Annotated in this window: 36 protein-coding genes; 7 read left to right on the forward strand and 29 right to left on the reverse strand. The window is 46.8% G+C overall.

Annotated elements, in window-relative coordinates; all coding sequences use genetic code 11:
* Positions 1 to 419: 419 nt before the first annotated feature.
* A complete protein-coding gene (locus ACN0UY_RS10820) occupies positions 420 to 1010 on the forward strand; it encodes a hypothetical protein (protein WP_417667023.1) in 591 nt (196 codons plus the stop codon).
* A 71-nt stretch (positions 1011 to 1081) separates the two neighbouring features.
* On the opposite strand, the gene rplQ is transcribed toward ACN0UY_RS10820, so the two are convergent.
* From rplQ to rplN, 17 genes are all read right to left on the reverse strand, one after another.
* A complete protein-coding gene (gene rplQ, locus ACN0UY_RS10825; RefSeq protein WP_128353117.1) occupies positions 1082 to 1483 on the reverse strand; it encodes a 50S ribosomal protein L17 in 402 nt (133 codons plus the stop codon).
* A gap of 38 nt (positions 1484 to 1521) precedes the next feature.
* The gene (locus tag ACN0UY_RS10830; protein WP_339880511.1) at positions 1522 to 2511 is read right to left on the reverse strand and encodes a DNA-directed RNA polymerase subunit alpha; all 990 of its coding nucleotides are present in this window, start codon (positions 2509 to 2511) and stop codon (positions 1522 to 1524) included.
* A gap of 25 nt (positions 2512 to 2536) precedes the next feature.
* Positions 2537 to 3157: a 30S ribosomal protein S4 gene (gene rpsD / locus ACN0UY_RS10835; protein WP_128353115.1), complete on the reverse strand. Its 621-nt coding sequence runs from the start codon at positions 3155 to 3157 to the stop codon at positions 2537 to 2539.
* 30 nt (positions 3158 to 3187) lie between these two features.
* Entirely contained in the window at positions 3188 to 3577 is a 390-nt protein-coding gene (gene rpsK, locus ACN0UY_RS10840) for a 30S ribosomal protein S11 (protein ID WP_034734070.1), read from the reverse strand.
* Positions 3578 to 3591: 14 nt separating this feature from the next.
* Entirely contained in the window at positions 3592 to 3948 is a 357-nt protein-coding gene (rpsM, locus tag ACN0UY_RS10845) for a 30S ribosomal protein S13 (RefSeq protein ID WP_128353114.1), read from the reverse strand.
* A gap of 132 nt (positions 3949 to 4080) precedes the next feature.
* The gene (gene rpmJ / locus ACN0UY_RS10850; protein ID WP_055439830.1) at positions 4081 to 4194 is read right to left on the reverse strand and encodes a 50S ribosomal protein L36; all 114 of its coding nucleotides are present in this window, start codon (positions 4192 to 4194) and stop codon (positions 4081 to 4083) included.
* A gap of 25 nt (positions 4195 to 4219) precedes the next feature.
* Positions 4220 to 5548 (reverse strand): preprotein translocase subunit SecY, encoded by a 1329-nt coding sequence (secY, locus tag ACN0UY_RS10855; protein WP_128353113.1) that lies wholly within the window; start codon positions 5546 to 5548, stop codon positions 4220 to 4222.
* Positions 5549 to 5553: 5 nt separating this feature from the next.
* Complete coding sequence (gene rplO / locus ACN0UY_RS10860; protein WP_128353112.1) at positions 5554 to 5988, reverse strand: 50S ribosomal protein L15; 435 nt, start codon at positions 5986 to 5988, stop codon at positions 5554 to 5556.
* A 3-nt stretch (positions 5989 to 5991) separates the two neighbouring features.
* On the reverse strand, positions 5992 to 6174 hold the full coding sequence (gene rpmD, locus ACN0UY_RS10865; RefSeq protein ID WP_128353111.1) for a 50S ribosomal protein L30: 183 nt from the start codon (positions 6172 to 6174) through the stop codon (positions 5992 to 5994).
* Between the two features lie 6 nt (positions 6175 to 6180).
* Positions 6181 to 6687, reverse strand: coding sequence for a 30S ribosomal protein S5 (gene rpsE / locus ACN0UY_RS10870; RefSeq protein ID WP_055439826.1), 507 nt, complete (start codon positions 6685 to 6687; stop codon positions 6181 to 6183).
* Positions 6688 to 6696: 9 nt separating this feature from the next.
* The gene (rplR, locus tag ACN0UY_RS10875; RefSeq protein ID WP_128353110.1) at positions 6697 to 7050 is read right to left on the reverse strand and encodes a 50S ribosomal protein L18; all 354 of its coding nucleotides are present in this window, start codon (positions 7048 to 7050) and stop codon (positions 6697 to 6699) included.
* A gap of 9 nt (positions 7051 to 7059) precedes the next feature.
* Complete coding sequence (gene rplF / locus ACN0UY_RS10880) at positions 7060 to 7593, reverse strand: 50S ribosomal protein L6 (protein WP_128353109.1); 534 nt, start codon at positions 7591 to 7593, stop codon at positions 7060 to 7062.
* A 14-nt stretch (positions 7594 to 7607) separates the two neighbouring features.
* On the reverse strand, positions 7608 to 8000 hold the full coding sequence (rpsH, locus tag ACN0UY_RS10885) for a 30S ribosomal protein S8 (protein ID WP_128353108.1): 393 nt from the start codon (positions 7998 to 8000) through the stop codon (positions 7608 to 7610).
* Between the two features lie 26 nt (positions 8001 to 8026).
* On the reverse strand, positions 8027 to 8332 hold the full coding sequence (gene rpsN / locus ACN0UY_RS10890) for a 30S ribosomal protein S14 (protein WP_128353107.1): 306 nt from the start codon (positions 8330 to 8332) through the stop codon (positions 8027 to 8029).
* An 11-nt stretch (positions 8333 to 8343) separates the two neighbouring features.
* Positions 8344 to 8883 carry a 50S ribosomal protein L5 gene (rplE, locus tag ACN0UY_RS10895; protein WP_128353106.1) on the reverse strand — a complete coding sequence of 180 codons (540 nt, stop codon included), beginning with the start codon at positions 8881 to 8883 and terminating at the stop codon, positions 8344 to 8346.
* A gap of 21 nt (positions 8884 to 8904) precedes the next feature.
* On the reverse strand, positions 8905 to 9219 hold the full coding sequence (rplX, locus tag ACN0UY_RS10900; RefSeq protein ID WP_128353105.1) for a 50S ribosomal protein L24: 315 nt from the start codon (positions 9217 to 9219) through the stop codon (positions 8905 to 8907).
* Between the two features lie 11 nt (positions 9220 to 9230).
* Positions 9231 to 9599, reverse strand: a complete 369-nt coding sequence (rplN, locus tag ACN0UY_RS10905; protein WP_055439819.1) for a 50S ribosomal protein L14 — start codon at positions 9597 to 9599, stop codon at positions 9231 to 9233.
* Positions 9600 to 10026: 427 nt separating this feature from the next.
* Between rplN and ACN0UY_RS10910 the strand changes: the two genes are divergently transcribed.
* Genes ACN0UY_RS10910 through ACN0UY_RS10935 form a run of 6 tightly spaced genes read left to right on the forward strand, consistent with a single transcriptional unit; the run spans position 10027 to position 15800 of the window.
* Complete coding sequence (locus ACN0UY_RS10910; RefSeq protein ID WP_417667025.1) at positions 10027 to 12816, forward strand: monovalent cation/H+ antiporter subunit A; 2790 nt, start codon at positions 10027 to 10029, stop codon at positions 12814 to 12816.
* Entirely contained in the window at positions 12816 to 13160 is a 345-nt protein-coding gene (locus ACN0UY_RS10915) for a Na+/H+ antiporter subunit C (protein WP_417667027.1), read from the forward strand. The genes ACN0UY_RS10910 and ACN0UY_RS10915 overlap by 1 nt, the downstream gene beginning before the upstream one ends.
* Positions 13160 to 14677 (forward strand): monovalent cation/H+ antiporter subunit D, encoded by a 1518-nt coding sequence (locus tag ACN0UY_RS10920; RefSeq protein WP_417667029.1) that lies wholly within the window; start codon positions 13160 to 13162, stop codon positions 14675 to 14677. Before ACN0UY_RS10915 ends, ACN0UY_RS10920 begins: the two co-directional genes overlap by 1 nt.
* Positions 14670 to 15158 (forward strand): Na+/H+ antiporter subunit E, encoded by a 489-nt coding sequence (locus tag ACN0UY_RS10925; protein ID WP_417667031.1) that lies wholly within the window; start codon positions 14670 to 14672, stop codon positions 15156 to 15158. The genes ACN0UY_RS10920 and ACN0UY_RS10925 overlap by 8 nt, the downstream gene beginning before the upstream one ends.
* Entirely contained in the window at positions 15152 to 15421 is a 270-nt protein-coding gene (locus ACN0UY_RS10930; protein ID WP_128353100.1) for a K+/H+ antiporter subunit F, read from the forward strand. Before ACN0UY_RS10925 ends, ACN0UY_RS10930 begins: the two co-directional genes overlap by 7 nt.
* 19 nt (positions 15422 to 15440) lie before the next feature.
* A complete protein-coding gene (locus ACN0UY_RS10935) occupies positions 15441 to 15800 on the forward strand; it encodes a Na+/H+ antiporter subunit G (RefSeq protein WP_417667033.1) in 360 nt (119 codons plus the stop codon).
* Here the strand turns inward: ACN0UY_RS10935 and ACN0UY_RS10940 are convergent.
* The 12 genes from ACN0UY_RS10940 to ACN0UY_RS10995 form a co-directional block, all read right to left on the reverse strand.
* The gene (locus ACN0UY_RS10940) at positions 15797 to 16519 is read right to left on the reverse strand and encodes a hypothetical protein (protein ID WP_417667035.1); all 723 of its coding nucleotides are present in this window, start codon (positions 16517 to 16519) and stop codon (positions 15797 to 15799) included. The genes ACN0UY_RS10935 and ACN0UY_RS10940 overlap by 4 nt on opposite strands.
* Positions 16512 to 17009, reverse strand: coding sequence for a tetratricopeptide repeat protein (locus ACN0UY_RS10945; RefSeq protein ID WP_417667037.1), 498 nt, complete (start codon positions 17007 to 17009; stop codon positions 16512 to 16514). Before ACN0UY_RS10945 ends, ACN0UY_RS10940 begins: the two co-directional genes overlap by 8 nt.
* Complete coding sequence (locus ACN0UY_RS10950; protein WP_417667039.1) at positions 16996 to 17370, reverse strand: DUF192 domain-containing protein; 375 nt, start codon at positions 17368 to 17370, stop codon at positions 16996 to 16998. The genes ACN0UY_RS10945 and ACN0UY_RS10950 overlap by 14 nt, the downstream gene beginning before the upstream one ends.
* A complete protein-coding gene (locus tag ACN0UY_RS10955; protein ID WP_417667041.1) occupies positions 17367 to 18167 on the reverse strand; it encodes a type II secretion system F family protein in 801 nt (266 codons plus the stop codon). Before ACN0UY_RS10955 ends, ACN0UY_RS10950 begins: the two co-directional genes overlap by 4 nt.
* Complete coding sequence (locus tag ACN0UY_RS10960) at positions 18157 to 19011, reverse strand: type II secretion system F family protein (protein ID WP_417667043.1); 855 nt, start codon at positions 19009 to 19011, stop codon at positions 18157 to 18159. Before ACN0UY_RS10960 ends, ACN0UY_RS10955 begins: the two co-directional genes overlap by 11 nt.
* A complete protein-coding gene (locus ACN0UY_RS10965; RefSeq protein ID WP_417667045.1) occupies positions 19008 to 20180 on the reverse strand; it encodes a CpaF family protein in 1173 nt (390 codons plus the stop codon). Before ACN0UY_RS10965 ends, ACN0UY_RS10960 begins: the two co-directional genes overlap by 4 nt.
* Positions 20170 to 21366, reverse strand: coding sequence for a type II and III secretion system protein family protein (locus tag ACN0UY_RS10970; RefSeq protein ID WP_417667047.1), 1197 nt, complete (start codon positions 21364 to 21366; stop codon positions 20170 to 20172). The genes ACN0UY_RS10965 and ACN0UY_RS10970 overlap by 11 nt, the downstream gene beginning before the upstream one ends.
* Positions 21353 to 22105: a Flp pilus assembly protein CpaB gene (cpaB, locus tag ACN0UY_RS10975; RefSeq protein WP_417667049.1), complete on the reverse strand. Its 753-nt coding sequence runs from the start codon at positions 22103 to 22105 to the stop codon at positions 21353 to 21355. The genes ACN0UY_RS10970 and cpaB overlap by 14 nt, the downstream gene beginning before the upstream one ends.
* A 172-nt stretch (positions 22106 to 22277) precedes the next feature.
* Positions 22278 to 22808, reverse strand: coding sequence for a hypothetical protein (locus ACN0UY_RS10980; RefSeq protein WP_417667051.1), 531 nt, complete (start codon positions 22806 to 22808; stop codon positions 22278 to 22280).
* The gene (locus ACN0UY_RS10985; protein ID WP_417667053.1) at positions 22799 to 23332 is read right to left on the reverse strand and encodes a hypothetical protein; all 534 of its coding nucleotides are present in this window, start codon (positions 23330 to 23332) and stop codon (positions 22799 to 22801) included. Before ACN0UY_RS10985 ends, ACN0UY_RS10980 begins: the two co-directional genes overlap by 10 nt.
* Positions 23329 to 24543, reverse strand: coding sequence for a hypothetical protein (locus tag ACN0UY_RS10990; RefSeq protein WP_417667055.1), 1215 nt, complete (start codon positions 24541 to 24543; stop codon positions 23329 to 23331). The genes ACN0UY_RS10985 and ACN0UY_RS10990 overlap by 4 nt, the downstream gene beginning before the upstream one ends.
* On the reverse strand, positions 24518 to 24814 hold the full coding sequence (locus ACN0UY_RS10995; RefSeq protein ID WP_417667056.1) for a Flp family type IVb pilin: 297 nt from the start codon (positions 24812 to 24814) through the stop codon (positions 24518 to 24520). The genes ACN0UY_RS10990 and ACN0UY_RS10995 overlap by 26 nt, the downstream gene beginning before the upstream one ends.
* Positions 24815 to 24833 lie beyond the last annotated feature (19 nt).

The raw sequence follows: 24833 nt of genomic DNA on the forward strand, positions 1-24833 counted from the left end.
CTTCTGAACCGGCGTCATCACTTGGTGACAACGGCGGCGAATTATAAGGATCGCCGCCAACTGCGCAAGATCTTTTTTCATATTTTAGTTCAACTGATTTATTTTTACCCAAATTGAACAAAGTTTGACTATTGTTTGTCTATAAAGACTGCTATCTTTACAAACGGTCACTTATTATTACTATAAAGACATAATGATTTAATCGGGGTGCGCCTATGAAAGTTATACCAACTTTATTGGCTGCGAGCGTATTTATGACATGCGCTACATACGCGGCAGATTCTGCTGTCATTGAAGCTTCTAAGGCTAAAACTTACGTTTTAGACGAGGAAAATCAACGCCTAGCCGAAACTTACGCACGGATGCTTCGATATTACGAACAGCGAAATTTTTCTTCAACTCGATCCGTAAGGGTTCTAATGGGTAATTATCCACAACATGTGGAACCTATCTTATATGCCGCTTTTGATCGATATCCAAACCATTATCGCCATATAATAAAAGCCGCAATTGACGCCGAGCCCGCATTTACTCGCGACATTATAACCGTCGCTTTAAACCTGGAAGTTGCAGATCCAGCCGAAATCGTTCGTATTGGCGTCGAAACTGAACCAAGTTATGCTGAGGCAATGGTGAATACGGTTGATCAAATTAATCCCGAACAATTTAATGAAGTAATTCGGGTTGCTGTATTAACTGAACCTCATACAGCCGATGGTATTTTACGCGCCAATAAAGAAGCTGAAGTTGGCAAGCTTGAGTCAATCATTCGCTCAGTACTTGCAGCTGCACCAGCTCTCGGTGGTTACCTTGCCGACACCATCAGCGATATCATAGGTAGCGCTTCAGATACCGATGAACTTCAAACACAAGATATTGAACGTCAACGTGCAATTGCTTTGTTACGAAGTGCTTATGATGCTGGCGGGATCACCATTGAACAACTGAAAGTTATCGCTGCTCGACACGAACTTTCTGAAGATGAGCTTGAACAAATCCTTAATCAGTAAAAGTTGATTATCAAGAAACGAAAAAGCCGCTCAATTGAGCGGCTTTTTTATGTAACTTCTTTCAAAGCTACTTATTCTACTACTGCAACTTCTTCAGTTTCAGTAACGTCTACTTCTGGACGGTCAACAAGTTCAACGTATGCCATAGGTGCGTTGTCTCCAGCACGGAAGCCACACTTCATAATACGAGTGTAACCACCAGCACGCTCTTGATAACGTGGACCTAGTTCATTAAACAGCTTACCAACTACTTCTTGGTCGCGAGTGCGAGCAAAAGCCATACGGCGGTTTGCTACGCTATCTTGCTTAGCTAAAGTAATTAGCGGCTCGATAACGCGACGCAGTTCTTTAGCTTTTGGCAACGTGGTTTTGATCACTTCGTGACGAACCAGTGAGCTTGCCATATTGCTGAACATCGCTTTACGATGGCTGCTGTTGCGGTTGAGTTGACGACCACTCTTACGATGGCGCATACCTATACCCTTCTCAGTAAATCTCTGTAAAAGATAACTTAGTCTCGATCAACCAAGCTTGCTGGTGGCCAGTTCTCTAGGCGCATGCCTAGCGACAAACCACGTGATGCAAGCACGTCTTTGATTTCGGTGAGCGATTTTTTACCCAAGTTCGGAGTCTTTAACAACTCAACTTCGGTACGCTGCACTAAGTCACCAATGTACTGAATAGCTTCTGCTTTTAAACAGTTCGCAGAACGCACAGTTAATTCCAAATCGTCTACCGGACGCAAAAGAATCGGATCAAATTCCGGTTTCTCTTCTTTCTCTTCTGGCTCGCTCATGTCACGTAACTCTACGAACGCTTCAAGCTGTTGAGCAAGAATTGTTGCAGCGCGACGAATCGCTTCTTCTGGATCCAACGTACCGTTGGTTTCCATATCGATAACCAATTTATCCAAGTCAGTGCGCTGCTCAACACGTGCTGAATCAACACTGTAAGCAATACGCTCAACTGGACTGAAAGAAGCGTCAACTAGTAGAAGACCGATTGGACGCTCTTCATCGTCAGCGGACTGACGTGCCGAAGCTGGAACATAACCGCGACCACGCTCTACTTTGATTGACATTTCAATCTCAGTATCACCTGTTAAAGTACAGATGAGGTGGTCAGAGTTAAGAATTTCAACATCACCATCATGCGTGATGTCGCCAGCCTTGACAGGGCCCGCTCCGGATTTTTTCAAGGTCAGAATCGCTTCATCTTTGCCTTCCATGACTACTGACAAACCTTTAAGGTTCAACAGAATCTCGATGATGTCTTCCTGAACACCCTCTTTGCTGCTGTATTCGTGCTGTACACCTTCAATCTTAACTTCAGTAACTGCCACACCTGGCATTGACGAAAGTAAGATGCGGCGCAACGCGTTGCCCAGCGTGTGACCAAAGCCACGCTCAAGAGGCTCCAACGTCACTTTAGCGTGAGTCGGGCTAATTTGTTCGATATCGACTAGCCTTGGCTTTAGGAATTCGGTAACAGAACCCTGCATTGTGTCCTCTCTTTATGCTTAAGCTTTACTTAGAGTAAAGCTCTACGATCAACTGTTCGTTAATTTCAGCAGACATATCTGCACGCTCTGGAAGACGTTTAAACTGACCTTCCATCTTAGTGCCGTCTACTTCCAACCATACTGGCTTCTCACGCTGTTCTGCGAGTTCCAATGCGGCTGCGATCCGCGCCTGCTTTTTCGCTTTTTCGCGAATTGTCACAACGTCTTCCGGGCGTACTTTAAACGACGGAATGTTGACTACCTGACCATTCACTACTACTGCTTTGTGGCTTACCAACTGGCGTGCTTCAGCACGAGTTGATGCGAAGCCCATACGGTACACCACGTTATCAAGGCGTTGCTCAAGCAATTGCAGCAGGTTCTCACCAGTGTTGCCCTTAATACGGGCAGCTTCTTTGTAATAGTTACGGAATTGCTTTTCCAGTACGCCGTAAATACGACGAACTTTTTGCTTTTCACGTAACTGCAAACCGTAATCAGACAAACGGCCGCGACGTGCGCCGTGCTGACCCGGTGCGCTTTCGAGCTTACATTTCGTATCGATTGCGCGTACGCCGCTTTTCAGGAACAAGTCTGTTCCTTCGCGACGACTCAGTTTGAGTTTTGGACCCAAATATCTAGCCATGTTCTTTCTCCAACTATCGTTTGGCGCCTATTAAACGCGACGTTTCTTAGGCGGACGACAACCGTTGTGAGGAATAGGCGTCACATCAGTAATGTTCGTGATGCGATAACCTACAGCGTTCAATGCGCGAATCGATGATTCACGACCAGGACCTGGGCCCTTAACGAACACTTCTAGGTTTTTCAAACCGTATTCCTTCGCCATTTCACCCGCGCGCTCAGCAGCAACCTGTGCAGCAAATGGGGTAGATTTACGTGAACCACGGAAACCCGAACCACCTGCAGTTGCCCATGCTAACGCGTTACCTTGACGGTCAGTGATGGTCACAATGGTGTTATTGAAAGATGCATGGATGTGAGCCATGCCATCAGCGACTTGCTTTTTAACGCGCTTACGAGTACGAGTTGGTTGTTTAGCCATTTCTTCTCAACTCCCTACTTCTTAATTGGTTTACGCGGACCTTTACGGGTACGCGCATTTGTTTTAGTGCGCTGTCCACGTAGAGGCAAGCCACGACGATGACGTAGACCACGAAAACATCCGAGATCCATCAAGCGTTTTATGTTCATAGATACTTCACGGCGAAGATCGCCTTCAACAGTAAACTTAGCTACTGCTTCACGAAGTACATCCAGTTTTTCTTCTGACAAAGAGCCGATTTTAGTATCTTCCGGTAACTCGATCGAAGCTAGGATAGCTTTAGAACGAGTACGGCCGATACCGTAAATCGCAGTCAAGGCAATGACTGCATGCTTATTGTCAGGAACGTTAATGCCAGCGATACGGGCCACTAACACGTCTCCTTTAGTTTATGGGTGACCGGATTTGAAAAGCCCGTTAGGATACTCAACCAGTCGCCAATTTGCAAACATATCAAAGCCGCAGCCAAAAATTTAATTTTGACTGCGGTCTTCTTCATCGAATTAACCTTGCCGTTGCTTGTGCTTAGGGTCACTGCAAATTACGCGCACAACACCGTTGCGCTTGATAACTTTACAGTTACGGCAGATTTTCTTCACGGAAGCACGAACTTTCATTGCTACACTCCGTAATTATCCAATCTTAACGGCCGAAGCCCTTCAGATTAGCTTTTTTCAGGACCGAGTCATACTGATGTGACATCAGATGAGTTTGGACCTGCGCCATAAAGTCCATGATAACAACTACGATAATTAAAAGCGACGTACCACCGAAATAGAATTGTACGTTCCACGCAATCATCATGAACTCAGGAACCAAACAGACAAAGGTAATGTATAGGGCGCCCGCAAGCGTCAAACGTGTCATCACTTTATCAATGTAACGGGAGGTTTGCTCACCTGGACGAATACCAGGGATAAACGCGCCCGACTTCTTCAAGTTATCTGCTGTCTCGCGTGGATTAAATACCAACGCGGTGTAGAAGAAACAGAAGAAGATTATTGCTGCTGCATAAAGCATTACGTACAGGGGCTGACCCGGTGACAATGTCAACGAGAGCTCTTGTAAGAAGTTTGCTACCGCACCTTCACCTTGGCCAAACCAAGTTGCGATGGTGCCTGGGAACAAAATAATACTTGATGCGAAAATCGGTGGAATTACACCTGCCATATTAACTTTCAATGGCAAGTGTGTGCTTTGCGCTGCAAACACCTTACGGCCTTGCTGACGCTTCGCATAGTTCACTACAATACGACGTTGACCGCGTTCTACGAACACAACGAAATATGTAACTGCGAGAACAATAACACCAATTAGCAATAACAATAATAAATGCAAATCACCTTGACGTGCTTGCTCTGCCGTCTGACCAATGGCCGACGGAAGGCCTGCTACAATACCGGTGAAGATCAGAATAGAGATACCGTTTCCAATTCCACGTTCGGTAATCTGCTCACCTAACCACATTAAGAACATGGTACCGGTAACCAAACTCACGATAGCCGTGAAGTAAAACCCAAAACTCGGGTCAATAACCAGACCTGGCATTAGGTTTGGCAAGCCAGTGGCAATACCAATTGATTGGAAAGTTGCAAGTACTAACGTACCCCAACGCGTATATTGGCTGATCTTACGACGGCCACTTTCACCTTCTTTCTTAAGCTCGGCTAAGCGCGGATGAACCACACTTGCCAATTGCATAATAATCGAAGCTGAAATGTACGGCATAATACCTAGTGCAAATACCGATGCGCGTTCAAGCGCACCACCGCTGAACATGTTAAACATGGCCACGATGGTGTCTTTTTGCTGATCGAATAGTTGCGCCAATACTGCGGCATCTATACCAGGAATCGGCACAAAGGAGCCCGCACGGAACACGATTAACGCGCCGAGTACGAACAGCAGTCGACGTTTAAGCTCCGACGTGCCACCTTGAGCTCTGTTAGATTCCAATCCTGGTTTAGCCATGTGCTCTATCCTTCGATTTTGCCGCCAGCAGCTTCAATAGCTTCGCGGGCGCCTTTGGTGACCTTGATGCCTTGAACTGTAACTTTACGGCTGATTTCGCCTGACTTGATGACTTTTACAGTCAACACGTCGTGACGAATTAAGCCAGCTTCTTTTAATGAAGCTAGGGTTACAGTATCACCAGCAACTTTTGCAATCTCTGCCAAGTTTACTTCAGCAGTCGTAATTGACTTGCGTGAAGTAAAGCCAAACTTCGGCAAACGACGTTGAATTGGCATTTGTCCGCCTTCAAAACCTGGCTTAATAGAACCGCCAGAGCGTGAAGTTTGACCTTTATGACCACGACCACTCGTTTTACCAAGGCCTGAACCAATACCACGGCCGAGACGCTTTTTGCTAGTTTTTGCACCAGGTGCAGGGGAGATCGTATTCAAGTACATAAATTAATCCTCCACCTTTACCATGTAAATGACTTGGTTAACCATGCCGCGGACGGCTGGAGTATTTTCCAGCTCGACCGTGTGACCAATCCGGCGCAGACCAAGACCACGAAGTGTAGCTCGATGCTTCGGTAAACGACCGATTGAGCTACGCGTCTGGGTTACTTTGATTGTCTTATTCGCCATCGCTCACTACCCCAAAATTTCGTCAACGCTCAATCCACGTTTAGCCGCTACTTGCTCAGGCGACTTCATACCGTGAAGTGCCTTAATAGTGGCACGAACAACGTTGATTGGGTTGGTTGAACCATATGCTTTTGACAGCACGTTGTGTACACCTGCAACTTCAAGTACTGCACGCATCGCACCACCGGCGATGATACCTGTACCTTCCGAAGCTGGCTGCATAAATACCTGTGAACCTGAATGACGGCCTTTAACAGGATGCTGTAAGGTATCACCTTTCAGCTGAACAGTTACCATATTGCGACGCGCTTTTTCCATTGCTTTTTGAATAGCAGCTGGAACTTCACGTGCTTTACCGTAACCGAAACCCACTTTACCTTGACCGTCACCAACTACAGTTAGTGCAGTGAAACTAAAGATGCGACCACCTTTAACAACTTTCGCTACACGATTAACCGTAATCAGCTTTTCTTGCAGATCACTTTGTTGAGCTTCTACATTTGCATTTGCCATGTTCGTCTCCTAGAACTGAAGTCCAGCTTCACGTGCTGCGTCAGCCAAAGCGGCGACACGACCGTGATAACGGAAGCCACTGCGATCGAATGCGACGATTTTCACGCCTTTTTCAATCGCCCGTTCAGCGATCAGCTTGCCAACTGCTTTAGCAGCTTCAACGTTACCAGCAGCTTTAAACTGCTCACGCATAGCTTTTTCTACAGTTGATGCTGAAGCGAGTACTTCAGAACCGTTCGATGCAATAAGCTGAGCGTAAATGTGCCGTGGTGTACGGTGAACGACCAGGCGGTTTGCACCCAACTCTTGCATTTTCTTACGAGGGCGCGTTGCGCGACGTAAGCGAGCTGTTTTTTTGTCCATAGTCTTACCTTACTTTTTCTTGGCTTCTTTACGGCGCACTTGCTCATCGGCATAACGTACACCTTTACCTTTATAAGGCTCAGGCTTACGGTACGCACGAATGTTAGCGGCAACTTGACCCACTAACTGCTTGTCGACACCTTTAACGACTACTTCAGTTTGTGCTGGGACTTCGATAGTGATTCCCTGAGGGATATCGAACTCAATAGGGTGTGAGAAACCTAGCGTAAGGTTCAATTTCGAACCTGCAGTATTGGCACGATAACCAACACCGATTAGCTGTAGTTTTTTCTCATAACCCTGCGCAACACCAACCACCATGTTTTGCAGTAATGCACGTGCTGTACCTGCTTGCGCGTTAGCGTTCGCAACACCTTCACGTGCAACAGTGCGTAAAACGTTGTCTTCTTTGACAAGTTCTACAGCATCGTTAACTACACGGCTCAATGAGCCTTTGGCACCTTTGATTGTTACTTCCTGGCCATTTAGCGTAACTTCAACGCCAGCAGGAATGGCAATCGGTGCTTTAGCAACTCGTGACATTTCCTAACTCCTCGTTAAGCTACGTAGCCAAGAACTTCACCGCCAAGACCCGCTTTGCGAGCGGCGCGATCAGTCATTAGGCCTTTCGAAGTTGAGACTACTGCGACACCTAAACCACCCATTACTTTAGGTAGTTCATTGCGTTTCTTATAGATACGCAATCCAGGGCGACTTACGCGCTCAATTGTTTCAATAACAGGCTTACCTTCAAAGTATTTCAGAGTAACTTCAAGTTCAGTTTTCACTTCACCTGAAACGCTGAAATCCGCGATATAACCTTCTTCTTTAAGAACTTGGGCAATAGCCAATTTCTGTTTAGAAGCAGGCATGCGCACGGCAACTTTGTTAGCACCCTGAGCGTTGCGGATGCGAGTGAACATATCCGCAATTGGATCTTGCATGCTCATATTTGCTTTCTCCCGTGACTCGTGGCTTACCAGCTAGCTTTTTTCAAGCCAGGAATTTCACCGCGCATCGCTTTCTCACGTACTTTAATACGGCTCATGCCGAATTTACGTAGGAAACCGTGTGGGCGGCCCGTTACGCGGCAGCGGTTACGCTGACGGCTTGGGCTCGAATCACGAGGAAGACTTTGCAATTTAAGCACGGCTTCCCAACGCTCTTCGTCCGAAGTACTCGGATCGCTGATCACAACTTTAAGTGCGATGCGTTTCTCTGCGTATTTAGCTGCTAGCTTTTGACGCTTCAGCTCACGCATTTTCATTGACTCTTTTGCCATAACTCTACACCTTACTTCTTGAACGGGAAGTTAAAGGCAGCGAGCAAAGCGCGAGCTTCGTCATCAGTGCCTGCAGTAGTGGTGATAGTGATGTCAAGACCACGAACCTTGTCGACTTTATCAAAGTCGATTTCTGGGAAGATGATCTGTTCACGTACGCCCATACTGTAATTTCCCCGACCATCGAAAGATTTCGGGTTCAAACCACGGAAATCACGAACACGCGGGATTGCAATAGTAATTAAACGTTGCAAAAAGTCCCACATGCGTTCGCCACGCAGAGTCACTTTACAGCCAATTGGGTAGCCTTCACGGATTTTGAAGCCAGCGACAGATTTACGAGCAACAGTTTTAACTGGACGCTGACCAGAAATAGCTTCTAGGTCTGCGGCAGCGTTGTCGAGAATCTTTTTGTCTGCCAGAGCTTCACCAACACCCATGTTAAGGGTGATTTTTTCAATCCGAGGGACTTGCATGACGCTGTTGTAGCCGAACTGTTTAACCAGTTCTGGAACTACTGATTCTTTGTAAAAATCATGCAGTTTCGCCATCGTAAAACTCCAAATTAAAAATTAAATGATTGCGTTGTTAGATTTGAAGAAGCGAACTTTCTTGCCATCTTCAATCTTAAAGCCAACACGATCTGCTTTATCAGTCTCTGGGTTGTAAACTGCTACGTTAGAAACGTGGATTGCTGCTTCCTGCTCCACGATACCGCCAGCTACGCCCAATGCAGGGTTTGGCTTTTGGTGTTTCTTAACGATGTTTACGCCTTCAACGAATACACGATTCGAAGCGGTATCGACTTTAAGCACTTTACCGCGCTTACCCTTGTCTTTACCTGCCAGGACTACTACTTCATCATCACGTTTGATTTTTGCCGCCATATCTGGACTCCTTACAGTACTTCTGGTGCCAGAGAAACAATCTTCATAAATTGCTCAGAGCGCAATTCACGAGTCACTGGTCCAAAGATACGAGTGCCAATCGGTTGCTTGTTATTGTTCAACAAAACAGCCGCGTTGCGGTCAAAACGGATGACTGACCCGTCTTGACGACGGACGCCTTTCTTGGTGCGAACGACCACCGCATTCACAACATCACCTTTCTTCACTTTGCCGCGAGGAATCGCTTCTTTAACAGAAACTTTGATGATATCGCCAATGTTTGCATACCGGCGGTGCGAGCCACCCAGAACCTTAATACATTGTACGCTGCGTGCGCCGCTGTTATCAGCCACGTCCAGAGTAGTTTGCATTTGGATCATTGCAGTGCTCCGCTTTATGTAAAAAACAGACTCTTTCGAGCCACTGATGTCCAGCCATCCTCAAAGACATTTGAGAATATAAGACTTCCCCTTATAAAAGGGCGGCGAATTGTAACAGATATAATTTTCAGATGGTAGTAAGAGATGTGAAATAAAAACAGAAAAGTTTGGGTGGTAAGGGTACTATGCCGAAACCCTGTTGAGTTAGGTTTCAACACCTGCCTCGAAATAGAGGCGTCACTATACCACAGAGAGCATTTTAGTCCATCGCTAATTGCCCTTCTTATTTATGAGTTCTGATCAATACGCAATCACGGTAAGCGGCGTATATCAAGCGTTCGAAGCTGTTGGCAACCGCTTGAGCTAAGTGGTAAATTCAGTAATACGAAATCAATAACTGATAGAAATTTGCAACCTAAGGATTCACATGAATCTCGCTATCATTGTTATGCTGCCGTTTGTTGGCGCGCTATTCCCCATGCTGGTGAGTCATAAACCACGCTGGGTTAGCACAGCCCTAGCCGCAGCAACGACAACCATTAGTTTAGCGCTACTACTAAGTTTGGCACCACAGACACTCAATGGCCTGATACCAAGTTATGCGGTGGATTGGCTACCATCTCTGGGCTTAAGTTTTAGCTTTCGACTTGATGGATTGTCATTACTGTTTGCGGGCTTAATTCTCGGTATTGGTCTGCTCATTGTCATTTATGCCCACTATTATCTGAGCACTAAAGATGACGCCGGTCGGTTTTTTTCCTGCCTACTGCTTTTCATGGGTTCAATGCTCGGTATAGTGACCGCCGATAATCTCATTCTTTTATGGTTGTTCTGGGAATTAACCAGCGTTTCATCATTTTTACTTATCGGTTATTGGTTCCATCAAAGTAACGCGCGCCGAGGGGCTCGCATGGCACTAGCTATTACTGGCGCCGGCGGCCTAGCGTTGCTTGCGGGTATTCTACTGATCGGTAATATTGCTGGCAGTTATCAACTCGATGCGGTGTTTGCAGCAGCTGACGCCATCCGAGCGCACTCGCTGTACTTACCAGCCCTAATTCTGGTTCTGTTGGGGGCATTTACAAAATCGGCGCAATTCCCTTTCCAGTTCTGGCTACCCCACGCCATGGCGGCTCCAACGCCGGTAAGCGCCTACTTACACTCGGCCACGATGGTAAAGGCCGGCATTTTCTTAATGGCGCGTTTATACCCAGTGTTAGGTGGCACCCCTGAGTGGTTCACAATTGTCACCCTCACCGGTCTTGCAACCATGTTATTTGGTGCATATTTCGCGCTATTTAAGACCGATCTAAAGGGCCTTCTGGCATTTTCAACCATCAGCCATTTAGGCTTGATTACTATGCTGCTGGGCTTGGGTAGTCCAGCTGCATTGCTGGCTGCGTTGTTCCACATTCTCAACCATGCAACCTTCAAAGCTGGCTTGTTTATGATTGCCGGTATTATTGACCACGAGACAGGTAGCCGCGATTTACGCAAGCTAAGTGGGTTAAGAAAGTTCATGCCATACACCATGGTTCTAGCTGTAATTACTTCGGCATCAATGGCTGGCATTCCACTATTTAATGGCTTCTTATCAAAAGAAATGTTCTTGATGGAGTCGTACCAGCAGCATTTGTTTGGTGGGCTTTCATGGCTTGTACCTGTGCTTGCAACTGTCGGGGCAATGCTTTCTGTGGCTTACTCGATTCGATTCGTGCACGGTGTATTTTTCGATAAAGTAGCGGAAAACCTCCCCAAAACACCGCACGAGCCACCGTTAATGATGCGTGTGCCCGTAATTATCCTTGCAGCGCTATGTATTGCCGTGGGTATCGCGCCGATGCTGTTTGTTGCCGACATTCTAACACCTGCCCTTGCTGCCGTTAGCCCTGCGCCAATGGAAATTGATATTTCCATTTGGCATGGTTTTAACTTGGCGCTACTTATGAGTGTATTGGCAATTGTCGGCGGTATAGGCATCTATGCTAACCGTGCCGATTTGCTGTCATTTAATCGTCAGTTTGATCATCACGATGCGAAAGAAGTATTTGCCCGAATTGTTAAGTCGGTCACTAACTTCTCTGATGCACTTATGAACCGTATCGAAACCGGTTCACTGCAACGCTACATTGCTGCATTGCTAATTTTGACTGTGGTTTTCGTTATTCCTGAGTTATACAACATAGATCAATTAACTGGCGGACGTGAGCAATTGCCAATAAATGTCGTCAGCCTAACTGGAGCAGTTATTGTCATTCTTGCTGCCATCGGCACCGCAGCATTCCATCATCAGCGCCTTACTTCGTTAATGATGCTGTCGGTGGTTGGTCTCATGGTTTCATTAACTTTCGTACATTTTTCAGCGCCTGATCTCGCGCTGACCCAACTTGTGGTTGAAGTCGTGAGCATCATACTCATGATTTTGGCGCTATTTTTCATGCCACAGCGCATACCAAGGGCGTCAAGCGGTGGCCGCGTAGCGCGTGATATTTTGCTGGCTGGTTTCGTTGGTGGAATCGTTGGTACGCTGAATTATGCGCTCTTGACGCGCCCCGCCAACAGCATCTCTGATTTCTTTTTAGAAAATTCAGTACCCGGTGGTGGCGGTACCAATGTGGTTAACGTTATTTTGGTCGACTTCCGTGGTTTCGACACCTTGGGTGAGATCACGGTATTGGCCATCGCTGCCGCCGGTATCCATAAATTGCTCAATAACTTGAGACCTTTCATGCCATCCAGCGACGTTGATGGTCGTCCCTGGCACCGCGTGAAGCACCCGCTCTTGGTACAAACTGTTTCGCAAGCGATTCTGCCTTTAGCATTAATGGTATCGGTTTATATTTTCTTGCGCGGCCACAATTTACCTGGTGGCGGCTTTATCGCGGGCCTGATTACCGCATCGGCAATGATTCTTCAGTACATGGCCAACGGTGTGGATTGGGTAAAACATCGCTTTAACTATAACTATCAAACCCTAGCTGCCGTAGGCGTTATGATTGCTCTGTTTACTGGTGTTGGCAGCTGGTTCTTTGGACATAATTTCCTAACGTCTTGGTTCACTCATGTCGACTGGCCGATTGTTGGTGAGTTTGAAATTGCCACTGCAATCTTATTTGACCTAGGTGTTTACCTCACGGTAATTGGCGCCACGCTGATGATACTTGCCAACTTTGGCCAAATGACCACACGCCACCGCCCTCGACAGGAGAAGCATTAATGGAAGCTCTGTACGCTATTACAGTGGGCATGCTTACCGCATGCAGTATTTATCTCATTCTTCGTGGTCGGTCATTTCCAATTGTGATCGGTATCACCATGCTTTCTTACGCGGTGAACTTATTTTTGTTCTCGACGGGTCGCTTGGTGCTGAATCAATTACCAATTATTGGCAATCAAGAGAATTACACTGACCCGCTTCCGCAAGCTTTGGTGCTTACTGCGATAGTAATTGGATTTGCGATGACTGCGTACTCGATTATTTTGGCAGTGCGGGTGCGCGGTGAGCTCGGTACTGATGAAGTAAACGATCCGAGCCCCGTTGATGATGAGGGGCAACGCTAATGCTTACTAAACACCTCGTTATATTACCGTTGCTAATACCTATGCTGGCAGCTCTGCTGCAGTTGTTACCTTGGGGTGAAAACCCTCAGCGCTATCGGCGGGCTATTGGCATGACGTCCTGCTCGTTGCTCATCGTTGTAGCTATAGCACTCATACAACAATCAAACGCAGGCCCGTTAGTTTATGCACTAGGTAGCTGGGAAGCGCCGTACGGAATTGTCTTGGTCGCGGACGGCTTATCGTCATTAATGGTGCTACTCACCTCAATCTTAGCCTTACCTGTGCTCTGGTACGCTTGTTATGGTGAAGACAATCTTGGTTCACATTTCCAAGCGTTGTTTCAGTTTCAGCTACTCGGCATTCTTGGCGCATTTTTGACCGGCGATTTATTTAACCTATTTGTATTTTTCGAAATTCTACTTATTTCAAGCTATGCCCTGCTGATGCACGGTGGTGGTAAACAAAAGCTGCGCGCTTGCTTACATTACGTGCTTTTAAACCTGACCGGTTCGGCTATATTCCTCATTTCATTGGGCGTGTTATACGGCATTACCGGCACGCTTAACATGGCTGATTTAGCGGTGAAGATTGCTGCGCTCACAGGCGACGATGCAAGCATCGCGAGGGCTGGCGGATTGCTATTGCTCATTGTATTTGCACTTAAGGCCGCGTTACTGCCTTTATATTTCTGGCTACCGCAAGCCTATGCCATGACTACAGGTACCGTTGCTGCACTGTTTGCAATTATGACAAAAGTAGGTATCTACGCGATTATTCGCGTCTTCACACTAATGTTCGGTGATGATTCGGGCGCAGCTGCCTTATTGGGTTACGACTGGCTGTGGTGGCTAGGCCTCGGCACCTTAGCCATTGGCGGCATCGGCGTTATGGGAAGCCGCGATCTTCGCTTGGTTATTTCATATTTAGTGGTGATTTCAGTCGGCACCATGTTAACCACTTTCAGCATGAATACTGAACGTTCAATCACAGCAGTCATGTATTATATGTTGCACTCAACTTTAATTACGGCGGCTCTTTTCCTCATCGTTGATGTGGTAGCTAAACAGCGTGGAAAAACCGCCTCGCGCATTGTTAAAGGCCGAAAAATGGCGCAGCATGCAACTTTGGGTATCATGTTCTTTGTTGCCGCAATCGCGATTATTGGCATGCCCCCTTTCTCCGGATTCATTGGCAAACTATTTATACTTGAAGCCGCACGAACTGGGGCGCAAGTAGCATTGTTATGGCCGCTAGTATTGGGCAGCACCTTTTTAGTGATGGTTTCATTATCACGTGCCGGTAGCAGAATGTTTTGGCATACTTTTGAAGGTAAGCCTGGAGATGTTACCAATCCACCCAGCCAACTTGTGGCGATAGGTTTGTTATTAGCTGCAATTGTCGCCTTAACCTTATTCGCCAACAGCATTAGTGGATTCATTGAAGGCATCGCCTATGATGTCATGCACCCGTCAACATATATCGAGGCAGTGCTTGGAGGGAGTCAACCTTATGAATAAACTTCTACCAGCACCTTTTTTAAGTCTGTTTCTATTAGTGTTCTGGCTACTGCTGCAGAATACAGTTTCTGCTGGGCTTATTGTTATCGGCATAATTTTAGCGATATTGATTCCGCTGTACACCAATCGCGGTCGGGACTTTCCTGCAACAATCCATAAGCCCTTTAAGGCGATTGAGTACTTTTTCTTGCTGATGGTCGATATCCTTATTTCAAATCTCAATATTGCCGCAATTATTCTGTTGCCATCACGACGAATCAAGCCAGCCTTGATTGAATACCCGCTCGATATCGTTGGTGAAGTTCCCATCACAGTGCTCGCCAGTACCATCAGCCTGACCCCAGGTACGATTACGGCAGAAATTCGACGAGACGGCCGAGCGCTAATGATCCATGCATTAAATGTTGATGATCATGAGAAACTCATTGCCTCAATAAAACAACGCTACGAAATGCGTTTGAAGGAGATTTTCAAATGCTAATTTACGCTGTGCAGTTCGCATTCATTGCATTTTGTGTTGCGCTACTACTTAACTTATGGCGCTTGTTCCGCGGGCCTGATTTGCCCGACCGCATTCTCGCGCTCGACACCATATACATCAACTCGTTGGCATTATTGGTTTTATTTGGCATCTGGCATGGCACTGCCTTTTATTTTGAGGCGGCACTGCTTATCGCTATGCTTGGATTCATTGGCACCGTGGCTGCGGCTAAATTTTTATTGCGCGGCGATATCGTCGAATAATTAAAGCAAAGGTATCATTATGGTAGAACTTCACGGTTGGGCTGATTGGTTAGTTTCTAGCTTACTTATTATCGGCGCTTTATTTGCACTTATAGGCTCTGTTGGCTTAGCTCGGTTGCCGGATTTTATGGCTCGTTTACACGCACCAACCAAGAGCACAACCTTAGGGGTTGGAGGTGTTATTCTCGGGTCGATTGTCTACTTCTCGGTAACAGCATCATTTTCATGGCACGAGCTGTTAATTACAATTTTCCTGTTTTTAACCGCACCCATCAGTGCACATTTGCTTGCCAAAGCGGGTTTGCATTTAGAGCTTCGCCGCGTTGAGAATACGCGAGACTTACGTGCTCAACCTAAGCAATACTCTGACGAAGATTAAAATGGCGATGGCCCTGGGGCTTGTTTGTCCATGTAATCACTTAATTCCTGATACTGAAGATTAATTCGGTTCAGTAATGCTTCAATTTGGGGCGCCATATATCGTGTACCCGCAAAGTAATCGACATATAATGCGCCCGGAATAGTAAGCTGTTCAATAGTGCCTTGTTGCGTCTTCAGCTGGCTCAACGTCATTAATTCATTAATATTGATAGTTTGCGTTGTCAGTCTATTCACTGAAGTAATATTAAAGCTAGCCATCGAGAGTGCGCTGTTCATGGTTGCCGGTGCTACTCGGCTTAGCTTGGTTGACTCGAGTTCGGAGTCAACGGCTTCAGCCCGCATGATAAGCCCAACGCTAGTTTCTGCAACAACTAAGTATTCAGGCTGAATTGTTGCACTGATACGCTCAACAATCTCTTGTTGCACGTTCAACCAACTTAAACGAAAATCCAATCCCTCTCGAACACCTAACAAATAACTCGGCGGTTCAGGCAGTTGATAACTAGCTGCCAAAGCAGTTAATGAATCAGGCCATACACCATATTTCTCGTAGTAACTAAAAACAGCTCGTTGCCAATGCCACCACATCGCGTGACGATAATTCGCACGCTGAACATTAAGCGCATCTTGCGATGGCGGAAGCGGTATCACCGTAGCCGTAACCAGCAGAGCAAAACCAAGCATAAGCGGTAAGAAGAAGCCTTGTTGCTTAATCATCGCTATTCATTTCTGTTGAATATCCTGCTACACCATGCAAGCGCCCCAGTTCGTTCAATAAGCGGGTATAGTTGACGGCAAAGGAAGATGCGCTACCCGTCTCGTTTATCTCAGGAATATAAGCGCGGCCTGTTAATAAAAACTCGGTAGCTTGACGCAACTTTACTGCCGCCAGGTTATGCCATATTTCAGGCTGCTCTGGGGTTATCGACAAACATTTTTGATAAGCATTCGTTGCCGCCAAATAGCGATTTAAACGGTAGTTAATATGCCCCAGCTGACACCAACTTACACTGTCTTTGGGTAGGCTCGAAACGATGCGTTGCAAGTAACCTTCAGCGACATGTAAGTCGCCTTGTTGATAGGATTTAGACGCAATTGCTCGCTGTTGCTCAAGGGTATTAAAGGTGGTTTTCCCGGTAGCGGCGCAGCCCGACCCCATGACCACTGACGGCAGCACCGCGAGTACACATAGCTTAACTATCTTCATAACAGACTTCCTTGCTCATAAATTCCAACGCTTCCCCCTGCCATAACTCCAAAGGTAAAGGACAACCTGCTTCGCATTCGATAATGGAATCCACGTTAACCAGCCGAACAACATTTGCCGGCTGCACATTTCTGATAACCGTTTGAATACGCTGGTGCTTATCCAGGCCTATTACGTCGATTGCAAAGCGCATCCCCCACGTATGCACAGAGCTGCAACGAGGAAACCAAAACGCGCGCTGTGGCGACGCAACGCGCAAGTACAGCATTCCTACTAAGCGTTGCGGGAAATATTCCATCACTTTTACATCGCGCCAAACGCAACGACCTGTTTTGCCTAAATAGAAACTTCCTTGTTTCATGAAAAACCTCCTTGTGTAAACCCAATAAAAACGGGACCTAAAATTAACAGCATGGTGACTGGGAAAAAGCAAAAGATTAGTGGAAACATCAGTTTCACAGACACTTCTTGAGCGCGTTTTTCTGCTTCCAGCAACTGCTGCTGCCTAAGTTGCGTCGCTTGCTGTTGTAACGTAGTAGCTAAACCACCGCCGGTTGCTTGTGCTTGCACAACCGCGCCAACAAATAGTCGAACCCAAGGGTGCGGTAGCCTTATTGATAGACTCTCCAGAGCTTGTGCAAGGCTATATCCGCTTTGCTGTGCGCGCTGAACTCGCACCAGCTCATGAATAGCTGGCGAATCTTTTGGGGCGCTTTGAAATGCATGAATTGATGCGCGAAGTGATAACCCTGAATGCATAAGCATTGCTAAAATATCTAAGGCACTTGGCCACTCCCGTAATGCTCTGCGAATGTGCCATTTACGCCGTTGAATTTGCCGTAGCCCAGCAATCGCGAAGAACAGCGTAACTCCTATTTTCATCGACAGCGATACCGGCAATAGCCATACAAATAAAATAGTCACTAGAGTTACCATTCGACGTAACAACCAACGCGCTGCTGACTGCTCCTCAAGAGCGCTTTGAGCAGAGCTCTCTATGGTTTCTTGAAACCACTCAGGCATAACGCTTAGCCGCTTAGCGAGCTGTTCTTCAATTTTAGGGTTACTAATAAGCGTCTGCGTAAAATTTAGCCACGCCCAAGCCAACCAAGCACTGAAGCTGCCCAACATTATCCAGAGCAATAATTCATTGCGCATAAGCGCTACCTAAAACTTTTCGAATTAGATAATTTCCCAATAGCATGAGTAAAAAACAACCGAATAGCAGATAATTCCCTGCAGAGGTTTCGATTAATACGCGCGTGTTTTGCGGATGCAAAAAGTGAAGAATAATAAATAGACCGACAGGAAGTAGCATCATAACCTTACCCTGCATGCGCGCCTGCGCGGACAAACTTTTCACACGCTCAATGGCGTAATGCTGCTGACGTAAAGACAGCGCCAAACGCTGTAAAACCTGGGCCTGTTGGGCTCCGTGCTGTAACCCGAGCTGAATCGTAAGGAGCATCTGTAATACGCCTTCCGTGGGCACACGATGATAAAAGTTTTGTAGCGCTGACGTTGTCCCTTCGCCTGTGCGTGTTAAGCGAGAAATCAATTGCCATTCGAAGCGTAAAGGAATTGGGAGCTGGCTGGCAGTCCGCTCTAAAGCAGCATGAAAACTTAGTCCTGCGCTGGTTGCTGTAACCAGCATATCGAGTGCATCAGGAAGTTGTCGGGTAATGAGATGATGACGACGCGCCAGCATAAAATTTTTCCCAACAACCACAGCAATCGGCAAGCACACAGCGCCTAGTACCGCAATATTGACCGAAATAGAAACCCCAACAACGCACAGAATGGGGGTTATTGCTAACGCTAAGCGAGCCCAGAATACACGCGCGGGCATGTAAATAAGGAAATCAGCCAGTGACTGTTCGGTACTTACTTTCAGCCAGTTTTGCGCTGGTGCTTGCCACTTCTTAACACACCATAATAAGCCATAGACCACAGTCATGTTCACCGCAAAAATGAATACAAAGAGTACGATTAGGTTTGTCATAGCCATTCGGATAACACTCCAGTCGCTTTGCATTCATTGTTATTTCTAACAAACATCTGGCTTAGCTGAATAACCTCAGCATCAACACCCGTAACTTCACTGATCTCGGAAATAACACGTTGACCGTTACTGCTCCGATGTATTTGAATCACGATATCGATTGCCGAAGCTATTTGCTGACGCACTGCCGTCAGCGGTAAATCCAGACCAGCCATAAGCACCATTACTTCTAAACGTTGGAGTGCATCTCGCGCTGTATTGGCATGCAACGTCGTCAATGAGCCTTCATGACCGGTATTCATGGCTTGCAACATATCGATTGCTTCGACACCGCGGCACTCGCCTATGATTATTCTATCGGGACGCATCCTTAAAGCATTAATAAGTAACTCTCGAATACTAATTCGACCATTCCCTTCTGCATTTGCGGGCCGCGCTTCTAAGGCAATTAGGTTTTGGTGATTGAGTTGCAACTCTGCTGCGTCTTCAATCGTGACCAGCCGCTGATGTGCAGAAACGGCGCTAGCTAAGGTATTAAGCAATGTGGTTTTGCCAGTGCCAGTTCCCCCGGCAATCAGGATGTTTCGCCGTTGCTCAACAGCTTTTCGTAAATACTCAGCAGCATCTGCCGATAAAACATTTTGAAACACCAAGTCGCTGAAATTTAACTGTTTTGTTAGAAATTTACGAACGGTGAGACAGCTTCCATTTAATGCAATGGGGGAAAGTACAGCATTAATGCGTGATCCATCTGGCATGCGCGCGTCAACCATTGGCTGAGAGCTATCTAAACGACGACCTAATGGCGCAATAATTCGGTCGATAACACGCAATAGATCATCTTCAGATTCAAAAACCACCGGCGATTGATGCAGCTGCCCGCAGCGTTCAATAAATATTGTCTGGTAATTGTTAACCATGATCTCGGTAATACTGGAGTCATTCAGTAGAGACGTTAATGGACCAAACCCGATGCAATCGTTAATGATTCCATCCTTTGCGGCGTGTAAATCAAACTGCTCTTGTTCCGAAAGCCCTTGACCATAAGTTTGCAAGATTTCCATCGAATGTGCGCGAAGCTCGTCTACGGCCATGAGCTCAATATTTGATTCACTGCGTTGCAAAGACTGGCGTAAATAATGACGCGCATGATTGATATCAATAGCCATCGATAAGTCCTACGCAAGAAGCTTGGTCACGAAATTCATGGATTGCACGCTGCGCTGCAATGTGGCGCAGAGATTGCCGCTTGATTTGCTGACTGAGCCTTGGTGTAACCACCACTACGAGCTCGGTTTCTGCATCTCTGAACTCTTTCGATGTAAATAAGCGACCTACAATCGGAATTTGGTGTAGAAATGGAAATACATCTGCTTGATACGATTGTTCGTGACTAATTAAACCCGAAAGCACGATTGATTCACCGCTAGCGGCGGTGATCATTGAACTAACTCGCCGCGTTAGCATGCCGGGAATTCCATTGACACTGGTCGCAGGATCGATAGTGCTTATTTCAGCCTTAATGGATGTCGCAATTCGCTGCTTCCCCAAGTCTTCAGGGGACATCGTTAAGGTAATTCCGTACTCTCGAAAATCAACATCCTGCAAACCTTGAGCAACAACTTGTGGAACTGGGAACTCCCCCCCAACCAAGAACTCGGCCTGCCCACCGCTCGCTGCGGTTAATTTGGGCTCAGCAAGTACTTTTGCACTACCGCTTTGCTCCAGTAGGTTTATCGTCGATTGCATCGCAACTGGGAAGCTCAGCCACTGCCCTACATCACGAGTTATCAATGGACCATTAACTGCACTTGGCCACGACAACCCCAAGTTTTTTAAATGATGTCGTTTTACTTCGAGTATCTTTACTTCAAGCTCAATCATTTGAGCTAGTGATGCTTCTGGTCTGGTAATTTGTAATAGCCAGTTAGGGTTTCGTTGAGCGTGGTTCAGTAGAAGTTGGTGGTCAGTTTCGTCCAGTTCACCGGCGATAATCACGATGCCTTCTGTCTCCGTGATAGAAAGCTTTGGCATATTCGCCTTTATCCAGTTTAATTGTGTTTGCTCAGTTTCATTTTTAAAGCCGTTTATAGTTACTTCAATGCGCTCTGTCAGCCCGTTTGGTCGTCGTAATAACAGTTCAGTGACACCGGGCTTTAGCGCTTTAATAATTAACGTGTCGGTACCTAATAATTGCACCTGCGCTACGTTGTCATCGCCGATTACAATATCAGTTACTTCTTGCATAGTGATTACACGCGTTTTGCCAACTACCAGTTCGATAGTCGAGTCCACCGCGGCAACTGGCCTCGACATGATCAACAAACCAAGTAGCACCTGTTTAATAAGTCGCATGCGGGGATGCCTCAATAGACTTTAATCGGTGTATTGCAATCGGTTCATCGACCTTTATATCCATGTAGGGTGTGTCTGGATGCTGCAACCAAACAGCAAAGCTTTGCTGCCTCATCGTCTCAAAAACAATCGCTTGAGAAGGCGTAAGCTCAAAGGTAATGGTGCTTGGTAGATACTGTGTAGCCGACATATCGAACTGACTGTTATGATCAAAATTATCCAATGCGACAACTTCTATATTTACCAGTACGGCTTGTTGCGCTTCGCTCATAGCGTTGTGCGAAACTAAGGTCACTTTGTCGCCCACTCGAATCAGGCCATTGTGAAGCTGCTGCTTCGATATCATGCTCGTGACTGCGTAGTTACCCGATTGAATTCTTTTTGAAAAGCCATGGTTATCGAGCGGCAAGAGCGCATCCGCAGTTAATGGCTCGCCCTTCTCAATATATCGGGTGGTTGATAATCCAATTATCATTGGCGCATCTTCTGGACGCAACCAGCTATCCTGAACCAAACTCATCGGGTAACTCCTTCTAACGAGACCTTCTGCATCTATGATTTCACCGGCGAGAAGATCGTCTCGGCTGACCAGAACCGCAAACATGTGCTCTTGCTGTTGTTGAATTTCAATGCTCGCTTTCTCTTCAACGTAACTTTGAATCAGCTGATAGCCCGCAATGGTCATTAATAAACTCACCAGAATAAACGAGCTGATCTTTGCACGCTGACTAACCCTCATTGACTACCTCGGCTATAAAACCAATGGATTTAACGTGAACTGCGTCCATATCCACGCCACATGGCGCGAGGTGGACTGCGCAATTTGCTCGAATAATGTAATTACAGTCGCTTGTGCTGACGTGACAGGTGTTAGCCAAATGGCTGCAGCAACAAGCATCATCAACAAGATTTCAATCGCGCTCTGCCCGCATTGATATTGCAATCGTGTCCGGCGCGGCTGCCGGCTCAATTTTCTGTTGGATAACCAGCAAATCCTCGCGCGGCGCACGCAATTGCACGTGATAACGTCCATACTCAATCTCCCTGATAGAAACGATACGCGTGGCCTGGCGAAACCTAAATCCGCGAATTAAAGTGTCCGCCGAGATCCGATTGCGATAAGTGGAAAGTACAAATCCATCAATTCTGTACTCACCTAAATGCTCACCAAACCACGCATGATGAGCGGCACTGTCGCGCGTCAATGATTCTCTTAATTCAAAACCTTGCACATAGTGCTTGCTGCCAACTTCGCTAAACAACCAAAGCCGCGTCGGCGTGCGACACCACCTTTGTCGTTCCATCTCCAACTTCTGCACACACGGCAAACGCGCTTGCAGAACATGTACATCTGCTGCTTCCGATATTTGCCACAATTCGCTTTCACGTGAATTGGTTATGAGCTGCGCATTTACCGCCAGCCATGCGGCGGCTATTGACATGATGCGTCCAAGCATCTGAGTTCGAATGGGGTAATTTCGGCATCCACCTTACCGAGTACCAGGGATTTATTTCTTAGCTCTTGAGCAATCGGAAGATGACCAACACCATCAAACACTGCATTAAAACCCATACTTTTCAGGTGATGGCTGACTGTTAGCTGGGCAGGACGTTGGGTAAGTTGAACGAATGAGTCAGCTTGCCACCCGTGTGAAAGGCGCGCTAGCTTGTATGGAGAGTTTTCAGCGTGCACTTGAATGACGTTATTCATTGGTAAATCAAATTGAACCACTGCATTAAGCGCATCAACGACAGGCTTTACACGCTGACTAAATTCGTCGTTCGGTTTGTGTTGCCATTGCAACTGAGGAATTGGCTGAAAAATTTCAGCACGGAGCTTATTCAAGTGCCCATGCTGAGCAATCATACTTTCATTCAATTTCCCCAAGGCAAATGACAGCATGACTGACATCACACCAAGCGCCGTCACCAACTCAATAATTGCTTGTCCATGGTGTTTGTTCATGACTGTTGCTCGCGAAGTTGACTGATAATTAGCTTTTCTGGTCGCGTCAGTGATTGCAGTTCAGGTTCCCAAATTGCATTAAAGAGATTAGCCCGTTCGCTACGCCCATCGCGACGGGGGAAAACGGCATGCGGCCGTGAGAACCGTATTCCAGCTTTGGCAACCACATCATCAAATTGAATAATTACCGACGGCCAGTGCGCGGGTTCAAGCTCTTCGCGGTTGAAATAGCTTGGTGTGCTCATTCCACCTAAGCTATGTTGTTCCGTAAGTGCCCAACGTGCCGTTCTCGGATTCTTTCTTGCACTGCCACCAAACCGCTGCACCTGTAGTCTTGTGACTCTTCTATCCGTGTGGGTAACACCGTTGCCCCACGGGACTTCTTCGCGACCAAACAATAACCGAACATGCAGCGCAACCGTATCCATCGACTGCCATGACCAGCTACCTTGTTGACTCACTACAAGATCGGTTCCGCCGGTTTTTTGTGCTTTGATAAGCCCAACGTTGAACCAGGTATAGGTTCGATGCTGAGAAAATGAATCCTGACTGCGACGCACCAAATCGGCCAGCAAGCCTTTATCGCCAGCGGCTGACTGCGGCGGGATAAACGTCCACCACAGCCATGGAAACTGGACTAAACCCGGACCATGTAACAAGGTCCATTCATGCTCAGAAATATTCTGTAGCTGCGCCAGCTCTGCTAGAGTTTTGGGAATTATCATGGCAAATGAATAGCGCACCATAATTTGAGCGATGCGCAATGACTCAACCAAGGCACGTTGCAATATGAGGCCTGCTGCTAAGAAGGTTTGCAATGGCGTATTGAGATGCCTTGTAGCGTTCGCAAGGTGACGCGTAACCACGTTCAAATAAGGAATCCAGCTACTTACCAGCGCCAGCCGATCAGTAGCTGTAGCAAGATTGCGATACCAGCTGGACAGTCCTAGCAGTTGTGCTTGCGCCACTTGATTGGCAATCAACGCCCGATTAAGCACCGCGAGTAAATTAAATTCACGGGCCATAATCGTTGCGGCACTGTGAGCCATGGTGTCCGCAGCACTTTGCAAATGCCAGCGTTGCTGAAGCTTGTGCTGCTGGCTGACAACGCCAAGTAATAGCATCAGCAAACCAGCTAATGCGGGCAAGATTAAGACGCTGACATATCCGTTGTGGTGCCTCATATTAATTGCCCGACTCGGTAACTTCATCGTAATTACCCAGGCTCACATCCTGGCGACCCAATGTATTGGCTCGTCGAGCTGCAGAACGTGCGCTATTAAGTTGTTCAGATGAGCTTTGACCGGTTATTTCATTAGCTATGCCGGCAACTTGACCGCGCACAGTTTTGCCCAGCAAGGAATAAACGCCGATGGCAGCAACGGCAATGAGTGCAACGATAATGATGTATTCGGTCATGCCCTGACCACGGGTTCGTCTAATTATTGGATAGGTACTGGAATGTAAGTAACGGCGAGCCATCTGAATTTCCTCTTGCTGC

Origin of the sequence: Pseudidiomarina sp. (genome assembly GCF_048268165.1) — a bacterium.
In the GTDB taxonomy this organism is placed as follows: Bacteria; Pseudomonadota; Gammaproteobacteria; order Enterobacterales; family Alteromonadaceae; genus Pseudidiomarina.

Excerpts from the sequence above, each read along its gene's own strand:
- ACN0UY_RS10915 (WP_417667027.1), top strand. The coding sequence starts at position 12,816 with ATGGAAGCTCTGTACGCTATTACAGTGGGCATGCTTACCGCATGCAGT.
- ACN0UY_RS10820 (WP_417667023.1), top strand. The coding sequence starts at position 420 with ATGGGTAATTATCCACAACATGTGGAACCTATCTTATATGCCGCTTTT.
- rpsK (WP_034734070.1), bottom strand. The coding sequence starts at position 3,577 with ATGGCTAAACAACCAACTCGTACTCGTAAGCGCGTTAAAAAGCAAGTC.
- ACN0UY_RS10930 (WP_128353100.1), top strand. The coding sequence starts at position 15,152 with ATGCTAATTTACGCTGTGCAGTTCGCATTCATTGCATTTTGTGTTGCG.
- ACN0UY_RS10980 (WP_417667051.1), bottom strand. The coding sequence starts at position 22,808 with ATGTCAATAGCCGCCGCATGGCTGGCGGTAAATGCGCAGCTCATAACC.
- ACN0UY_RS10995 (WP_417667056.1), bottom strand. The coding sequence starts at position 24,814 with ATGGCTCGCCGTTACTTACATTCCAGTACCTATCCAATAATTAGACGA.
- rplR (WP_128353110.1), bottom strand. The coding sequence starts at position 7,050 with ATGGACAAAAAAACAGCTCGCTTACGTCGCGCAACGCGCCCTCGTAAG.
- rpsH (WP_128353108.1), bottom strand. The coding sequence starts at position 8,000 with ATGAGCATGCAAGATCCAATTGCGGATATGTTCACTCGCATCCGCAAC.
- cpaB (WP_417667049.1), bottom strand. The coding sequence starts at position 22,105 with ATGAGGGTTAGTCAGCGTGCAAAGATCAGCTCGTTTATTCTGGTGAGT.
- ACN0UY_RS10970 (WP_417667047.1), bottom strand. The coding sequence starts at position 21,366 with ATGCGACTTATTAAACAGGTGCTACTTGGTTTGTTGATCATGTCGAGG.
- rplE (WP_128353106.1), bottom strand. The coding sequence starts at position 8,883 with ATGGCGAAACTGCATGATTTTTACAAAGAATCAGTAGTTCCAGAACTG.
- ACN0UY_RS10990 (WP_417667055.1), bottom strand. The coding sequence starts at position 24,543 with ATGAAGTTACCGAGTCGGGCAATTAATATGAGGCACCACAACGGATAT.
- rpsD (WP_128353115.1), bottom strand. The coding sequence starts at position 3,157 with ATGGCTAGATATTTGGGTCCAAAACTCAAACTGAGTCGTCGCGAAGGA.
- ACN0UY_RS10920 (WP_417667029.1), top strand. The coding sequence starts at position 13,160 with ATGCTTACTAAACACCTCGTTATATTACCGTTGCTAATACCTATGCTG.
- ACN0UY_RS10950 (WP_417667039.1), bottom strand. The coding sequence starts at position 17,370 with ATGAAACAAGGAAGTTTCTATTTAGGCAAAACAGGTCGTTGCGTTTGG.
- ACN0UY_RS10940 (WP_417667035.1), bottom strand. The coding sequence starts at position 16,519 with ATGATTAAGCAACAAGGCTTCTTCTTACCGCTTATGCTTGGTTTTGCT.
- ACN0UY_RS10935 (WP_417667033.1), top strand. The coding sequence starts at position 15,441 with ATGGTAGAACTTCACGGTTGGGCTGATTGGTTAGTTTCTAGCTTACTT.
- rplQ (WP_128353117.1), bottom strand. The coding sequence starts at position 1,483 with ATGCGCCATCGTAAGAGTGGTCGTCAACTCAACCGCAACAGCAGCCAT.
- rpmD (WP_128353111.1), bottom strand. The coding sequence starts at position 6,174 with ATGGCGAATAAGACAATCAAAGTAACCCAGACGCGTAGCTCAATCGGT.
- ACN0UY_RS10830 (WP_339880511.1), bottom strand. The coding sequence starts at position 2,511 with ATGCAGGGTTCTGTTACCGAATTCCTAAAGCCAAGGCTAGTCGATATC.
- rpsN (WP_128353107.1), bottom strand. The coding sequence starts at position 8,332 with ATGGCAAAAGAGTCAATGAAAATGCGTGAGCTGAAGCGTCAAAAGCTA.
- ACN0UY_RS10965 (WP_417667045.1), bottom strand. The coding sequence starts at position 20,180 with ATGGCTATTGATATCAATCATGCGCGTCATTATTTACGCCAGTCTTTG.
- rplX (WP_128353105.1), bottom strand. The coding sequence starts at position 9,219 with ATGGCGGCAAAAATCAAACGTGATGATGAAGTAGTAGTCCTGGCAGGT.
- secY (WP_128353113.1), bottom strand. The coding sequence starts at position 5,548 with ATGGCTAAACCAGGATTGGAATCTAACAGAGCTCAAGGTGGCACGTCG.
- rplN (WP_055439819.1), bottom strand. The coding sequence starts at position 9,599 with ATGATCCAAATGCAAACTACTCTGGACGTGGCTGATAACAGCGGCGCA.
- ACN0UY_RS10945 (WP_417667037.1), bottom strand. The coding sequence starts at position 17,009 with ATGAAGATAGTTAAGCTATGTGTACTCGCGGTGCTGCCGTCAGTGGTC.
- ACN0UY_RS10985 (WP_417667053.1), bottom strand. The coding sequence starts at position 23,332 with ATGAACAAACACCATGGACAAGCAATTATTGAGTTGGTGACGGCGCTT.
- rpsE (WP_055439826.1), bottom strand. The coding sequence starts at position 6,687 with ATGGCAAATGCAAATGTAGAAGCTCAACAAAGTGATCTGCAAGAAAAG.
- ACN0UY_RS10910 (WP_417667025.1), top strand. The coding sequence starts at position 10,027 with ATGAATCTCGCTATCATTGTTATGCTGCCGTTTGTTGGCGCGCTATTC.
- rplF (WP_128353109.1), bottom strand. The coding sequence starts at position 7,593 with ATGTCACGAGTTGCTAAAGCACCGATTGCCATTCCTGCTGGCGTTGAA.
- rplO (WP_128353112.1), bottom strand. The coding sequence starts at position 5,988 with ATGTACTTGAATACGATCTCCCCTGCACCTGGTGCAAAAACTAGCAAA.
- ACN0UY_RS10960 (WP_417667043.1), bottom strand. The coding sequence starts at position 19,011 with ATGACAAACCTAATCGTACTCTTTGTATTCATTTTTGCGGTGAACATG.
- rpmJ (WP_055439830.1), bottom strand. The coding sequence starts at position 4,194 with ATGAAAGTTCGTGCTTCCGTGAAGAAAATCTGCCGTAACTGTAAAGTT.
- ACN0UY_RS10955 (WP_417667041.1), bottom strand. The coding sequence starts at position 18,167 with ATGCGCAATGAATTATTGCTCTGGATAATGTTGGGCAGCTTCAGTGCT.
- ACN0UY_RS10925 (WP_417667031.1), top strand. The coding sequence starts at position 14,670 with ATGAATAAACTTCTACCAGCACCTTTTTTAAGTCTGTTTCTATTAGTG.